Below are 15382 nucleotides of genomic sequence, written 5' to 3' on the forward strand. Positions count from 1 at the left end.
CAATGAAAATAATTTCGATCAATCAACCAGTAAAAATCCACACAAGTTGTTCTTCATAATCTCTTAATGATCTTTCTAACACCTCGTCAGTGCTAGAAGCTGGACTTCGATATACTTAACAACTCAGCAATCTGCTTCGTTCGTTTCCGTCTATCTCGTCGGTATGGGTGCATTCTAGAGGATTTCAGAATCATTGCAACCCCCAATTCACTATATTTTTCACGCATGTATCTTTTTTCTACAAAATTCATTAAAAAATCGTTTTTTTATCTAAATTTTGAGCATTTTTCTGCATTAAAAGCTGTACTCAGTGCAATTTTCTTTAATACCGCCAATCTCATTAAGACCTCATAGCTATCAAAAATGTATAAATTTCAAAAAAATGCCTAAACTTCAATCAGACGTTAAGTTTTCCACACTCTATATCCAGAACTTTCTAAAATTTCCTTATATCTATTTATATCTTTTTCTGTTTTCTAACTGGCTTATTAGACAAATAAAGGTAGAAAGCAAAATTTACTACTTTTTCTATGATCTTTTTTTACTACGAGATTTTTAAAAGCACAAATACCGGCCTGATCCCCACTGGTTCCAGATCAGTTCTAAAATTTCATTAAAGATATTTAAAGATAAAAAGGGATTAAAGTAGATTAATTCGTCTTTGATGAACTACGATCTTTTATCCAATGCTGCATCACTTCCTGAATAACCTCTTTTTTACCGTTATAGTCTTCAGCAGCGAATAATAATTTAGCCCGATGTGGTAATCGTTCTTTGACTAAGGAAAAAAGCAGATAATGTGAGGCAAGATCTAATTGCTGGAATAAAGCACAAGCATAGTGAAAAGACTTTCGCTTTTGTTCAGAAACGTCATATTCAAATAAAAAACGTAAAATGAAATCAATATCTTCATCAAACATCTGTTCAGTCTGGTAGTGATACACCTTATTTACCTTTCTTTTTTATAAATGAAATGAGGTTTAAAAAAGGATGAAGCTAATTTTGACTTTATTTCATTTGTTGAATACCGAAAATCGCGCTTAGACCACAGCAATAAAAAAGGAAGAGATCTCTCCCAAAATCTCTCCCTTAGAATTGAATCTTTACCCGATCCACGATGTCATTATTATAGTTATTCACTTTAAAGCTTAAAAAGAGTCTCTTTGGAAGGAGACCTTATAAATTGTGGATTTACCTTATTATTACTACCCTCTAGATGTCTAAACAAATTCTCTAGATGAATAAATCCTATACATAATATTCCCGAAAAGCAAGCAATTTGGAAAAAATTACCTATTGTTTTCATAGGGTTTTTTTTGAAGTTACTTATTCGATTTATGAATATAGGACATCAATAAAAAAGCAGGCCGAAGCCTGCTTTTATTTCAACAACTTAGCTCTAAATTTAGTCAACAAAAGTCACTTTAGCGATGGATTTTTTACTCGCTTGAATAATCAAAGTCACGTTCTCTTTCACAGAAAAAGAGGCATCAACTGGCTTCCAGTCCACTTTTACCGCACCACGACCAAGTGCATCTTTGGCTTGTGCTGCATTTTTAGTTAAGCCTGCTTCACGTAAAATTGAAGTAATAAAGATTTCGCCACCGAATTCAGCACGTGAAATGGTCACTTCAGGCGTACCTTCAGGCAATTCACCTTCAGTAATGATATTACCTGCACCTTTATGTGCATTGGCAGCTGCTTCAGCACCATGGAAACGCTCGACCAGCTCTAACGCGAGAATCTTTTTGACTTCTTGCGGATTACGGCCTTCTGCCACTTCTTTTAATAGTTGCTGAATTTCTTCAATTGACTTGAAACTTAACAGGTCAAAATAACGCTCGATCAGAGAATCCGGCATTGAAAGCACTTTTTGGTACATCGCACCTGGTGCATCAAATACACCAATATAGTTACCTAAAGACTTGGACATCTTGTTGACGCCATCCAGACCTTCAAGAATTGGTACAGTAATACAGACTTGTGGTTCCTGATCATAACGACCTTGAAGCGTACGACCCATCAACAGGTTAAAGGTCTGGTCTGTACCACCCAGCTCTACATCTGCTTCCAGTGCGATCGAGTCATAACCCTGAACCAATGGATACAAGAATTCATGAATCGCGATTGGCTGATGATTGTTATAGCGCTTGGTAAAGTCATCACGCTCAAGCATACGTGCAACCGTTTGCTGAGATGCCAGTTGAATCAGATCAGCTGCAGTTTTTTGAGCAAACCATTCCGAGTTGAACACCACTTTGGTTTTGTTTGGATCAAGAATCTTAAATACTTGTTCTTGATAAGTTTTAGCATTTTCTAAAACTTGTTCACGTGACAACGGTGGACGTGTCGCACTTTTTCCGGTTGGGTCACCGATCATCGCAGTATAGTCACCGATCAGGAAGTACACCTCATGACCCAAGTCCTGAAATACTTTTAACTTATTAATGAGAACCGTATGACCCAGGTGTAAGTCAGGCGCAGTCGGGTCAAAACCCGCTTTAATTTTTAATGGGCGATTCTGTTTTAATTTCTTGAGAAGGTCTTCTTCAGAAATAATTTCGTGGGTGCCTCGTTGAATGAGGGCAAGTTGTTCTTCAGCCGGCAGGAAATTTGACATCACAAAATCCAATACATCAGTTACTCAATTTGTGCGATATACTAACACTTTTTCAGCATATTGCAGGCTTAAGAATAACCATGACAGCGATCTATATTGGGGTAATGACCGGCACGAGCATGGATGGTGTCGATATTGTTGCTGCTTCTTTTGATCCACTCCAGCTTCATGCCACACTCACTTTGGCATTTGATCCCGACCTTCGGGATGAGCTGATGGCACTGACCTTGCCAGATGACAATGAAATTGACCGCATGGGTAAGGCCGATGTTGCATTGGCACAAATGATTGGTCATGGTATTAATGCGCTGATTGAAAAAAATAACCTGGATAAATCCAGAATTAAGGCGATTGGCTCGCATGGCCAGACTATCCGGCATCGTCCTGAACATGGCTTCACCCTGCAAATTGGTGACCCGAACATCATTACTGAAATTACCCAGATTCCGGTGATTTCAGATTTCCGTCGTCGTGATCTGGCGGCAGGTGGTCAGGGAGCACCTTTAGTTCCAGCATTTCATCAGGATATCTTCCAGCATGACAGCATTCACCGGGTAATTTTAAATCTGGGCGGTATTGCGAATGTCAGCCTGCTGCCTGCCGGCAAGCCTGAAGAGGTGTATGGTTTTGATACCGGACCGGCCAATATCTTGATGGATGCTTGGTGTTCCCGTTATACCGGTCAGCCTTTTGATGAAAATGGTAACTGGGCAGCCTATGGCACCCCGATTCGCAGCTTGCTGGATCGCTTGCAGTCACACGAATTCTTCTCCAAAGAGCCTCCGAAAAGTACCGGTCGTGAAGATTTTAACTTGGAATGGCTGGATGAACAGATTGCTGACTGGCGCAATGACCTACAATACGATGAACTGGAAGACACTCCAGAAAATGTACAGGCGACTTTATTAAAGCTCACCACCCGTGCCATTAAAAAAGCCATTTACCGCTCCGGCATGGATACCGGACAGGTTTTTGTTTGCGGTGGTGGTGCCTACAACTCACATTTACTGGAGCAGTTGCGCTGGCGCCTGCGCAAACATGAATGGAGCGTACAGACTACCGCCGATCTGGGCCTCAGTCCGACCTGGGTAGAAGCTACTGCCTTTGCCTGGCTGGCCATGCGTTTTATGAATCAGCTAAATGGCAACCTGCCTGCAGTCACTGGTGCCGCTGGCTATCGCGTTCTCGGCACCATTACTGCTGTTTAAATTCAGCGAATTACTATTATCTTGCATGGCTATGCTACACAGCTACTCAAAATAGCTACTCAAAAACAGTCGTCAAAAAAGGTTTGCAAAAATGCAGACCTTTTTCAGTTTTCAATATTCTTTATTGCATCATGCGTTTGGCATTTTCATTTCTAAAGGCCCGCAAAATTTGCTGACCGGCACGACCTGTAGGACTTAAGCCCAAACGCTGCTGTTCCTGACGAATCGCCTGACGGGTTTTATCTCCAATCAGGCCATCCACCGCACCAATGTCATAACCTCGATTCAATAAAAATTGCTGGATCTCACGACGTTCTGCACGAGAAGTTCCCGGATCATCGGTGGGCCATGTGGCCGTAAAGCTACCTTTACCCTGCAAACGATCTGACAGATGTGCAATCGCCAAGGCATAACTTTCTGCCGCGTTATAGCTATAAATGGCATCAAAGTTTTTAAAGACCAGGAACACCGGGCCATTCGGCCCCGCAGGCGCAAGTAATCCGGCTTGAGAGGATTGTGATAAATTTCCTTGAATTAAAGGCGAACCGTCGGCACGCACCACCCCCTGATTAAGCCAGTTACTCAAGGATTTTTTATTACGACGGCCTTCACCAGAAACCGACATGCCTTGCGGGATCTTGACTTCAAAACCCCAAGGTTGTCCGCTCTGCCAGCCTCGCTTGCTTAAAAAGTTTGCGGTCGACGCCAGTGCATCAGGAATGCTCGAAACCAGATCACGTCGGCCATCACCATCAAAATCAACTGCAAGTTCATCATAAGTCGATGGCATAAACTGGGTATGACCAAATGCGCCTGCCCATGAGCCACGCAGCTGCTCTTCACGCACATCACCACGCTGCAGCAGTTTCATGGTGGTAAAGAACTCACCACGGAAATAACTTTGACGACGACCTTCACAGCTCAAGGTACCCAAAGCCTGCAATAAAGGGTAACGACCCGAAATATCACCGAAATTACTTTCTACTCCCCATACCGCCACGATGGTTTCTGCAGGCACCCCATAAACGGCACTAATACGGTTTAACACTTCACGATGCTGCTGCAGTTTTTGCCGGCCCAGTTGGACACGCTCTTCATCAACCAAACCTGACAAATAATCCCAGATCGGTGTTGAAAACTCAGGCTGATAGTTCAGGCGCTCGATCACAGAATAATCGGGTGTTAAATTTTGGGTATAGCGATCATAAGTTGAACCACTCACCCCTTGGGCAACTGCCTGACTGCGTAAATTGGCAAGACAATTCTGAAAATTATTTTGGGATGCATAATTTGGACTACTTGAACTAGCAGGCAAATTAGTCGGTGTGACACGCTGGCCATTAATAATAAGTTCTGCCTGTGCCTGAGTTGCAGCCAAAACCACAGAACCAACAAAAAGTGCAAGCCGTTGCATAAGACCCCTGAATATTTAGATTTCGAATTATGTTTTTACCTTAGCAGCTCATGATGAAAATTAAAGCGCCAATACGTAAATTTAAATTCATAATTTCTACACTTTTGAATTCATTTTGTAGTTTTAAATTTAAATATTTATCCACAGGTTGTTTTTTAAATTCAAAATGCGCGCGGTTTTGAATTTAAAGTTATAAATTGAGTCCAATTTTATGAATTTAAAAATTAATTGTGGATAACTTAAGTTGATAATAGAGTGCTTTAAACCGTCAGAGCTTCTGGCTGACACGATGCTGGTTTTAAATTCATTAAAATGACGAGCCAGTTTTAAATTCAGAAACTTTGAATTTATTTATCGGATTTTAAATTTGAATTCATGCTTTTGAATTTAAAAGTACAATTTGAATTCAAAGCTATTTTAAATTTGAATTTATTTTTATGAATTTAAATTTAAAACCATATCCTAGTTTTAAATTCAAATATTGATTCAGGCTTATCCATAGTTGAATAGCAACAATCCCGCGCAAAATCGGCTTGAATGAGATGATGATATTTATAATCAATTGATCGGTTTATAATCAATTATTCTACAAAATGATCCGACCAATGGCAGGTATTTTTAAAGAGGCGCAATCATGCCTGAAAGCAGGCAAATAAAAAAGCGATCACAGTAGTGATCGCTTTTTTTATCAGCAAGTTAAAGCCTAGATGGTCATATCTTCGCTCAATGCCAATGGATTTGGTAGAATTTTCGCCAGTTGACGGCAAAGTATAGACAATTGCGTACTGTCATTTGGCATCAGGGTAATATGACCAATCTTGCGGCCTTCGCGCTCTGACTTGTTGTAAAGATGCAAATGCGCCCCTTCTAATGCCAGTACATCTTCAGACTTTGGATACTGCCCAATGATGTTCACCAAGACAGTTGGACGGATCACTTCCGTTGAACCTAAAGGTAAACCTGCCACTGCACGTACATGATTCTCAAACTGTGAACATACGGCGCCTTCAATCGACCAGTGCCCCGAGTTATGCACGCGTGGCGCCATCTCGTTGGCATATAAGCCTTTGTCTGTCACAAACAGCTCAAGGGTCAGCACACCAACATAGTTCAGATGATTCAGCAGGCGAGTGATGTAGTCCTGCGCCACAGGCTGCAAATCTGCACTGTATGGTGCAGGCACAATCGAATGCGACAGGATCCCGTTATGATGATGGTTTTCTGCCAAAGGCCAGGTTTTGACATCGCCATTCTGGCCACGTACTGCAATGATTGAGACTTCACGTGAGAAAGTTACAAAACTTTCAGCAATCAGTTCACCCGCAGGACCCAATTCTGCCCAGGCCTGATCCATCTGGTCTGCCGAACGTAAAACGAATTGGCCTTTGCCATCATAACCGCCACGCGAGGTTTTCAGTACGATCGGCAAGCCCAGTTCAACTACAGCTGTTTTTAAACTTTCCAGTGAAGTGACCGCTTTATACGGTGCAACCGGAATAGCCAGTTCATCAAACAAGGCTTTTTCAGACAGACGATGCTGTGCAATCGCCAAAGCCTGACGTGGCGGATGCAGTTGCTTGCTTTGCGTCAGTACGTCAACATCTGCAAGGGGCGTGTTTTCAAACTCTAGGCTAAATACATCTGCACTGTTAATAAAGTCTTGCAGACCATTTTCAGCTTTGCTCGAAATCACTGGACCTAATGCAGCAGAAGGGCAGTCTGTGCTGGCTTCAAAAAATGTACATTGAATATTTAATGGAAGTGCCGCTTGCGCCATCATACGACCCAGCTGACCGCCACCAAAAATACCGATGGTTTTATCCATAATCTGTATCTCGACTTAAACCTGGCCTGGAATATTGTTGCTTGCCACTTTATCTGTTTGCGCCGTACGGAAATCTGCAACATTTTTTGCGATCTCTGGACGGGTCAAACCCAGAATTTGCGCCGCCATAATGGCAGCATTCGTGGCACCGGCAGGACCAATCGCCAAGGTACCGACTGCAATACCGGCTGGCATTTGCACAATAGACAGCAATGAATCAACACCGTTTAAAATCGAAGATTTCACCGGTACGCCCAGTACTGGCAAATCAGTTTTCGCTGCACACATCCCCGGTAAATGCGCTGCACCGCCTGCACCGGCAATAATCACCTGAATACCACGATCACGCGCTTGCTCGGCATATTCAAACAGGCGGTCTGGGGTACGATGTGCAGAAACGACTTCGGCTTCAAATGGGACACCAAGCTGTTTAAGCATATTGGCAGTGTGTTCGAGAGTTGCCCAATCTGATTGAGAACCCATGATAATACCTACGAGAGGAGTATCTTGTGCAGCAGCCGCATTCATTGCAAATTTTCCAGAGATTAAAGTAAGAAAAGATAAATCTCGACGAGAGAGCCAAGCTTGAATAGGAGTACTCATTATAGACTGAAAATTCAGCTTCATAAAATTTAACGGTCAAAGCAAGACTCGATTTTTCTTATTTTTTTATTGAATTCTTAAAAACTGGAATAAAAATAGGGGAGTAGTCGTAGTTACTGCCATTTAGGAACTGCGGAATACAAAATAGATACATCCGCACAGACACAAAGCGGCCCAGAGATAATCCAGTCTAAGCGGCTGTTTAAACATGAAAATCATGAAAGGTACAAACACCAGTAAGGTCACCACTTCCTGGGTAATTTTCATTTGACCGACAGCCAGTCCTTGCTGTGCCAGTAATTTGGTCGCCGGAATCATCAGGCTATATTCAAACAGGGCAATGATCCAGCTGAATAAAATTGCCTGCCAGAGGGGTGCATCATGCGGCAAAAACTTTAAATGTCCGTACCAGGCCAGTGTCATAAAACAGTTGGCAATCACCAGAAGAAATAGAGCCTGGAGCATCTGCATGCACTCTGCAAAAAGGTTTAACTTATTTTACCGTTTATTTGGTGAAAAGATATTGCACTGCTTGTAACTTTTCTTTGAGTTTATCCTTGAAACTGGATTAAAAAAATCCCGCAATCCGCTCTGAGTTTTGACTATCTTTTCGTGTAAAGCCTTGCTATCGTTGCTTGCAAATTGAATAAATCATGCCAGTAGCACCAATCTAAGGTGACAGGGTCAGACAGGAACGGAGTGAAGTAGATGCATCTGCATATTTTGGGTATTTGTGGCACCTTTATGGGCTCGTTAGCGCTACTTGCACGCGATCTAGGCCATCAGGTAACAGGTTCTGACCTGAATGTATATCCGCCGATGTCGACCCAACTTGAAAATGCAGGCATTACTTTAATGCAGGGCTATGATCGTAGTCATTTGCAGCCTCATCCGGATCTGGTGATTGTCGGTAATGCCATGAAGCGCGGCATTGATGCTGTGGAATACATGCTGAATGAAGGTCTGCCTTATATTTCGGGTCCGCAGTTCCTGGCCGATCATGTGCTGCAGGGCAAACATGTTTTAGGTGTTGCCGGAACACATGGCAAAACGACGACGACCACCATGCTGGCCTGGGTCCTGGATCAAGCCGGTCTGGAGCCGGGTTTCCTGATTGGTGGTGTACCCCTTGGCTTTTCGGAAAGCGCACGTCTGGGCGGTGGCAAATACTTCTGTGTCGAAGCGGATGAATATGACTCTGCTTTCTTCGACAAGCGTTCCAAGTTCGTACATTACCATCCTAAAACTGCAATTTTAAATAACCTGGAATTTGACCATGCCGATATCTTCGATGATCTGGCAGCAATTCAAAAACAGTTCCATCATTTAGTCCGTACCATTCCCAGCGAAGGCCGGATTATCGCACCAATTACTGAAAGTAATATTGATGAAGTCTTGGAACAAGGCTGCTGGACACCGGTGGTGCGTACTAGTCTGGATGCCAATGAAAAAGCTGAGCTGTATGCTGAGCAGTTATCGGAAGATGGTTCCCATTTCAAAGTGCTGCAACATGGTGTGGTCAAAGGTGAAGTGCTGTGGAATATGACCGGGCAACATTCAGTTGCCAATGCACTTGCGACAATCGCAGCCGCTGAACATGTCGGGGTATCCATTGCAACAGCCTGTGAAGCGCTATCGAATTTTGGCGGAGTAAAACGCCGTATGGAGCTGCTAGGCACAGTCCGTGGTATCGAGGTGTATGATGATTTTGCCCATCATCCGACAGCGATTGACACGACCCTGGAAGGCGCACGTAAACGTCTGGGTGAACGCAAACTCTGGGCGATTATCGAACCGCGCTCCAATACCATGCGTATGGGCAGCCATAAAGATGGTCTGGCCCATTCTGCTCGTCTGGCGGATGAAGTGATCTGGTATCAACCTGAAGGGCTGGACTGGGATCTGCAACCGGTCATTGATGCTGCACCCAACAAAGCCAAAGTTGCACGCACACTGGATGACATCATTCAGACTGTGGTCGCTGAAGCAGGCGAGGGTGATGCCGTAGTGATTATGTCAAATGGCGGTTTTGGCGGTTTGCATCAGAAGCTAATGACTGTTTTACAAGCATAAATTAATCTAGAGTCAGTAAAAAAGCCCGCTAAGCGGGCTTTTTTTTAACAGGTTAAAATATTCATTGAGCAAAAGTGTATACCTGTACTGACCTGAAATACCATGACTTAGATATTGATCCAAACAGCGGATTCCTCCCTAAATTCCCCCTGATGATTTTTTGTTGCAATCTATACATAAGACTCATTGTAGCCCCATAACACGCAAGGCATAATCGGGAAGAATACAGGTATTTATAGACCTGAAAGCTAGATCATGAATCAGCCCATTGCTGCCACTCTAATAAAAGCGATTAAGGCATTCACCATTCTGGCTAAGCCAGGTCATTCTCACTCCTCACTCCCTTAGGAGATGTGTCATGACAAGTATGAAAGCGATGGTCTATTACGGCGAAAATGATATCCGCTTTGAAGACCGCCCTGTTCCCACTCTTTTGCATCCTGGCGATGCCATCATCAAACTAGAAAAAGTCACGATTTGTGGTACCGATCTCGGGATATGGAAAGGTAAAAACCCGGAAATTGAGCAGGAAGCTGTACGAAAAGAAGGTAGTTTTAATGGCCGGATTCTGGGCCATGAAGGCATTGGCATAGTGGAAGAAGTCGGTGCGGCAGTCAAGAACTTCAAAAAGGGTGACCGGGTCATTATCTCCTGTGTCAGCCGCTGTGGAACCTGTGAAAACTGCCAGAAACAGCTGTATGCCCATTGTCGCAATGACGGCGGCTGGATCATGGGTTATATGATTGACGGCACTCATGCCGAATATGTGCGTACTCCCTTTGCCGACACTTCACTTTATCATTTACCTGAAGGCCTGGATCAAGACGTGGCCGTGTTTCTCTCAGATATTTTGCCTACTTCCCATGAAATTGGGGTGCAATATGGCGATGTCAAACCAGGTGACAATGTCGCTGTGGTCGGCGCAGGGCCAATTGGCATGAGTTGCCTATTGACTGCACAATTCTACTCACCTGCCAATATTATTATGGTGGATACGGATGATAACCGGCTGGAATTTTCCAAAACTATAGGGGCGACTCATACTGTCAACTCCGCCAAGGAAGATGCCATCCAGAAAATTTTAGAGATTACTGATGGGCGCGGTGTGGACTGTGCCATTGAAGCAGTAGGGATAGAACCTACCTGGAATATTTGTCAACATATCGTCAAAGAGGGTGGACATGTCGCCAACGTCGGCGTGCACGGCAAACCTGTCAGCTTTGAACTGAACAAACTCTGGATTAAAAACCTGACGATTACTACAGGTCTAGTCAATGCCAATACAACCGGTATGCTGCTTAAAACCTGCTGTTCCGGCAAACTGCCACTGGAAAAACTGGCAACCCATCATTTTAAATTTGCCGATTTTGAAAAAGCCTATGATGTATTTAAACATGCAGCTGATGAAAAGGCATTAAAAGTCATGATTGACATGAACTGATACCTGTCAGATTAAAAAAGTCCGCCATGCGGACTTTTTTATTTTCTACTTTTATCTACAAATCAATCGATCAATAGATCAGAAGTAGGGGACATACCCGCGTTGCTTATAACCTTTGGGTGATGCCAGACTGGCCTGATTTTCCTCCAGACGATACAGCACTTTCAAAAATTCAGAAATTCCTGACTGCTGTAAAGCATGCGGTTCAAACTGCTTGAAACCTAAACGTGAAAATAAAGAAGAAATTTCACTATGTTTATGCACATATTTCATTGACCATTCCGAGAAATGGGACTGTTCTACAAACGCATCTTCAAAACGCAGGACATTGTGATGGCGGGCATCTCGAGAAATGCGCAGAAATAAGCTTTCCACTATTTCAGTCTGGCCTTCCAGACATTGGAAAAACTTGCCATGGGAATAATATAAAACGCCATGAATCTGATGCTGTTGATTAAAATTCCGGGCAGTCGCCAAAATATCGCTCAACTCTTGTAACAACTCTTGTTCAGATTCTATCCGTTCACTGGCATAGCAAAGTTGTAGCATCATGCGTCTTACTCAGAGGAGGAATTAAAACTGCAGTTTAATCAATTATTTTACCTTAAGTCGACTATTTTTTAAGCAAATATCCGTTTTTGCTTACAAGCATTTCTGTTTGCATTTTAGATTTGAACTTTTAACAATAGCCTCTAAATTATTAAACGAATATTTTCATACACCTACCATAAACATAAGGACACAGCCTGATGTTAAAAGATCTGATCTTAACCCTCGGCTTACTATGTGGGTGTTTTGCCCTGATGATCACTTTAAATAATTTGGCCTTCAGTACTCAAACCAATCTGCTCATCAGTTCGATTTTTATCAGCTGGACCATTTTACAATTTGTCGGTCATCACATTTATTTCCATGCCAGTTATCTGCTGATTATGGCAATTTTGTTGATGCTGCAACAATTTGAAGAAATTTTCTGGGCCATGACCGGTATGATGGCAGGCTTTGGTATATATACCCTGTTACAGGGTGTAGTTCTGCCTGTTTTAAAAGAAAAACTAGGCCGATCTTTTGAAAATTCTCCCTGGATAGTCAAATAGCCGTTGCTGCGACATCGGCCAGACTAGAATCACGTTTAAACATGACATCCACATAGGAACATTGCGGAATAATTTTTAACTGTTTCTGGCGGGCAAAATCCACCAGCACGTCCAGCATTTTGCGTGCAATCCCCTGACCGCGCAAGGAATTGTCTACCCAGGTATGATCGGCCACAATGGTTGACGCATCATGCCACTGATAGGTAATTTCGGCCAGACGTCGACCATTTTCTTCCATAAAAAATACACCGCCGCGTTTTGAATCCTGATGTTGAATATCCATACTGAAAGCTGATCCTGTGTAAAATTGCTGGTTCTTTCAATTTAAAACATCTTGCTGAATTAACAATATGAATTATTGTTAAGTTTTTAATAGGTGATGAAATTTTTTATTTCACTCCCTTATTTATTTTAAATTTTCCTGCCCTCTATCAGGTTTTATTGCTGTCTTAATTGCAGGGATAATCTCGCTTAAATCATCACAGTTTTTTCTACATTTTTTTTCTTTCTTGAATTTTAATTTTTATCTACTTCCTGATTAAGAGACAGGATTAGAATACTGCATCTTTTTACAGGCAATCCCTTATGTCTGATTCAGCTTCTGCTTCTTCTGTCACCCAGCAATGGATTGGGGTAATTGCCTTAGCCTGTGCGGCTTTTATTTTTAATACGACTGAATTTATTCCTGTGGCCTTACTAAGCGGAATCGGCCATAGCTTTGCCATGTCTGCGACCCAGATCGGTATCATGCTCACTATTTATGCCTGGATCGTGGCATTACTCTCACTTCCGATCATGCTACTCACTAAAACCGTAGAACGGCGTTTTTTGCTGATGCTGGTCTTTGCAGTATTTATTTTGAGTCATGTCCTGTCTTATTTTGCCTGGAGTTTTAGTGTACTACTAGTTAGCCGGGTCGGGATTGCCATTGCACATGCCTTATTCTGGTCGATTACTGCCTCACTCGCGGTTCGGGTGGCACCTAAAGGCAAAGAATTTCAGGCACTGGGCTTGCTGGCCACAGGAACAGCCATGGCTATGGTACTGGGCATTCCATTTGGCCGGATGATTGGTGAAGCATATGGCTGGCGTAACAGTTTTGCCCTGATTGCCTGTGCTGCACTTATTATTTGTCTGATTCTGGCTAAAGCCTTGCCACTTCTGCCCAGTGTAAATTCAGGCTCCTTGAGCAGCCTAAAAGTCCTGATCCGACGTCCAAGCCTGATGCTGGTCTTTGCTTTGACCATTCTGATGATTACTGCGCAATTTACCGCCTATAGCTATATTGAGCCATTTTCTCTGAATATCGCCGGATTTACTTCTGAACAGACTACGACCTTACTGCTGGTCTATGGCGGAGCGGGTTTTCTGGGTTCATATCTGTTTGGCCGCTTTGCTGCACAATTCCCGAAAATGACAATTCCTGCTTTTAGCTTGGGTATGGCCATTTCAATGTTACTGCTCTTGCCACTCTCTGCTACGGTCACAGGACTGTCTGGATTAACCTTGCTGTGGGGCTTGAGTATTATTGGCTTTAGTTTGGCCTTACAATCCAAAACCCTGAATCTTGCGGCAGATGCTACCGATGTCGCCATGGCCATTTATTCAGGACTATATAATGTTGGTATAGGTGCAGGTGCCTTACTTGGCGGTATCATTACGACACAGATCGGTTTAGACAGCATAGGCTGGGTAGGGGCGGGGCTGGCAATGCTTGGATTTCTGCTCAGTATCTATCTGGTTAAACGTCCAGATTTTCTGTCCAAAGCTGCTGATTAAACGCTGCTTTTTTGTAAAATAAATTGTGATTTCCAGTCAGATCTGTCATGCTCCTTGCATATTGAGCAATCGCTCAAACAGAATTGAGTTTGAACAAGGGGAGTAGCCTCCTCCAAACGTTTAAGAATGAAATTTCAGTTTTTGAACGTGTCAGAATATCGTCATTACACTTTGCAAAAAGTCGGTATCTGAGCATCTTTAGGTCACACTTGATATAAAAAAGTGAAACACCAAGATGTAGGCAAGACCTTGATCATGTTGTTATAGATGTTTTTCATCTGGCAGCTGGTCAAGGTTTTTTTATGGCCAGTCGTCCGATGTGGAGAGTTCACATGGAAACAATTGGTACGCTCTGGTTGTATCTTGTCTTTTTCGCAATTGTCGCCGTCATGCTGGTGATCGATTTTATCGGCTTTAAGCATCAGCATGGCCAGGAAGTAAAAGTCCGCACTGCGGCCTACTGGAGTATTGCCTGGGTCAGTGTCGCCACCTTATTTGGTGGCGGTTTATGGCTGTATCTGGAACAGACTGCAGGTGTGGCAATTGCCAATACCAAGGTCATGGAATACTTTGCCGGTTATCTGCTGGAAAAATCCCTGGCAATTGATAATGTTTTTGTCTGGCTGATGATCTTCGCCGCCTTTGCCATTCCACCGGCACTACAACGTAAATTGCTGTTATATGGTGTACTGGGTGCGATTATACTCAGAACCATCTTCATTTTTATTGGTGCCTGGTTTGTACAGGAGTTCTCCTGGATTCTGTATATCTTCGGTGCGTTCCTGGTGTATACCGGCTTCAAGTTTCTGCGCGGTCAGCATGAAGAAGACAGTAATATTGAAGATATGGCCATCCTGAAATGGCTACGTAAACACATGCGTATCACCCCGAAACTTCAGGGTGACAAATTTTTTGTACGTCAAAACGGATTGCTCTGGGCAACGCCGTTGTTCCTGGTCCTGATTCTGGTCGAAGCCTCTGATGTGATCTTTGCCGTCGATTCTATTCCAGCTATTTTTGCCGTTACCACCGATCCCTTTATTGTTCTCACTGCAAACCTGATGGCGATTTTAGGCCTACGCGCCATGTTCTTCCTGCTCTCAGGTGCAGCTTCAAAAATGCATTATCTGCCTTATGGTCTCGGGATCATTCTGGTCTTTATCGGCTTTAAGATGCTGATGCTGGATGTGTTCCATATGCCGATCTGGATTTCCTTAAGCTTTATTGTGCTTGTCTTGACTATCACTGCAATCTTGTCGATTCGACATAGCAAGAAGCATAACGAAACCACACTGTAAAATTAAGCATTAAAAAAGCCTGCA

The 15382-nt window shown here is 43.1% G+C and carries 14 protein-coding genes; 6 read left to right on the forward strand and 8 right to left on the reverse strand.

What is annotated here, in order from left to right; translation table 11 throughout:
- Nucleotides 1-650 precede the first annotated feature (650 nt).
- Both AY607_RS04620 and tyrS read right to left on the reverse strand, forming a co-directional pair.
- The gene (locus tag AY607_RS04620; protein WP_225215812.1) at nt 651-920 is read right to left on the reverse strand and encodes a hypothetical protein; all 270 of its coding nucleotides are present in this window, start codon (nt 918-920) and stop codon (nt 651-653) included.
- Between the two features lie 485 nt (nt 921-1405).
- Nucleotides 1406-2620, reverse strand: a complete 1215-nt coding sequence (gene tyrS / locus AY607_RS04625; protein ID WP_044112806.1) for a tyrosine--tRNA ligase — start codon at nt 2618-2620, stop codon at nt 1406-1408.
- Between the two features lie 80 nt (nt 2621-2700).
- On the opposite strand from tyrS, the gene AY607_RS04630 reads away from it, so the two are divergent.
- Nucleotides 2701-3828, forward strand: coding sequence for an anhydro-N-acetylmuramic acid kinase (locus tag AY607_RS04630; RefSeq protein WP_005094877.1), 1128 nt, complete (start codon nt 2701-2703; stop codon nt 3826-3828).
- 121 nt (nt 3829-3949) lie between these two features.
- On the opposite strand, the gene AY607_RS04635 is transcribed toward AY607_RS04630, so the two are convergent.
- The 4 genes from AY607_RS04635 to AY607_RS04650 form a co-directional block, all read right to left on the reverse strand.
- Nucleotides 3950-5242, reverse strand: a complete 1293-nt coding sequence (locus AY607_RS04635) for a lytic murein transglycosylase (protein WP_064101901.1) — start codon at nt 5240-5242, stop codon at nt 3950-3952.
- 703 nt (nt 5243-5945) lie between these two features.
- Complete coding sequence (locus AY607_RS04640) at nt 5946-7067, reverse strand: 5-(carboxyamino)imidazole ribonucleotide synthase (RefSeq protein ID WP_064101902.1); 1122 nt, start codon at nt 7065-7067, stop codon at nt 5946-5948.
- Nucleotides 7068-7082: 15 nt separating this feature from the next.
- Complete coding sequence (gene purE, locus AY607_RS04645; RefSeq protein ID WP_064095275.1) at nt 7083-7595, reverse strand: 5-(carboxyamino)imidazole ribonucleotide mutase; 513 nt, start codon at nt 7593-7595, stop codon at nt 7083-7085.
- 198 nt (nt 7596-7793) lie between these two features.
- A complete protein-coding gene (locus AY607_RS04650) occupies nt 7794-8135 on the reverse strand; it encodes a DMT family protein (RefSeq protein WP_064095281.1) in 342 nt (113 codons plus the stop codon).
- A 243-nt stretch (nt 8136-8378) separates the two neighbouring features.
- Here AY607_RS04650 and mpl point away from each other — a divergent pair, with 243 nt between their 5' ends.
- A complete protein-coding gene (gene mpl, locus AY607_RS04655; RefSeq protein ID WP_064095274.1) occupies nt 8379-9743 on the forward strand; it encodes a UDP-N-acetylmuramate:L-alanyl-gamma-D-glutamyl-meso-diaminopimelate ligase in 1365 nt (454 codons plus the stop codon).
- A gap of 358 nt (nt 9744-10101) precedes the next feature.
- A complete protein-coding gene (locus AY607_RS04660) occupies nt 10102-11184 on the forward strand; it encodes a zinc-dependent alcohol dehydrogenase family protein (protein ID WP_064095273.1) in 1083 nt (360 codons plus the stop codon).
- A gap of 78 nt (nt 11185-11262) precedes the next feature.
- Here the strand turns inward: AY607_RS04660 and AY607_RS04665 are convergent, their stop codons facing one another.
- Nucleotides 11263-11736 carry a BLUF domain-containing protein gene (locus AY607_RS04665; RefSeq protein WP_081408796.1) on the reverse strand — a complete coding sequence of 158 codons (474 nt, stop codon included), beginning with the start codon at nt 11734-11736 and terminating at the stop codon, nt 11263-11265.
- Between the two features lie 197 nt (nt 11737-11933).
- Between AY607_RS04665 and AY607_RS04670 the strand changes: the two genes are divergently transcribed.
- Nucleotides 11934-12281, forward strand: a complete 348-nt coding sequence (locus tag AY607_RS04670) for a hypothetical protein (RefSeq protein WP_064101903.1) — start codon at nt 11934-11936, stop codon at nt 12279-12281.
- Here the strand turns inward: AY607_RS04670 and AY607_RS04675 are convergent.
- Complete coding sequence (locus AY607_RS04675) at nt 12274-12564, reverse strand: GNAT family N-acetyltransferase (protein WP_064101904.1); 291 nt, start codon at nt 12562-12564, stop codon at nt 12274-12276. The genes AY607_RS04670 and AY607_RS04675 overlap by 8 nt on opposite strands.
- A 302-nt stretch (nt 12565-12866) precedes the next feature.
- Here AY607_RS04675 and AY607_RS04680 point away from each other — a divergent pair, with 302 nt between their 5' ends.
- Together AY607_RS04680 and AY607_RS04685 are read left to right on the forward strand one after the other, a co-directional pair.
- Nucleotides 12867-14060, forward strand: a complete 1194-nt coding sequence (locus AY607_RS04680; RefSeq protein WP_064101905.1) for a sugar transporter — start codon at nt 12867-12869, stop codon at nt 14058-14060.
- A gap of 332 nt (nt 14061-14392) precedes the next feature.
- Nucleotides 14393-15358, forward strand: coding sequence for a TerC family protein (locus AY607_RS04685; RefSeq protein WP_064095280.1), 966 nt, complete (start codon nt 14393-14395; stop codon nt 15356-15358).
- Nucleotides 15359-15382: the final 24 nt, after the last annotated feature.

The sequence above is a fragment of the Acinetobacter sp. SFA genome (genome assembly GCF_001647535.1).
GTDB classification, from domain to species: domain Bacteria; phylum Pseudomonadota; class Gammaproteobacteria; order Pseudomonadales; family Moraxellaceae; genus Acinetobacter; species Acinetobacter pecorum.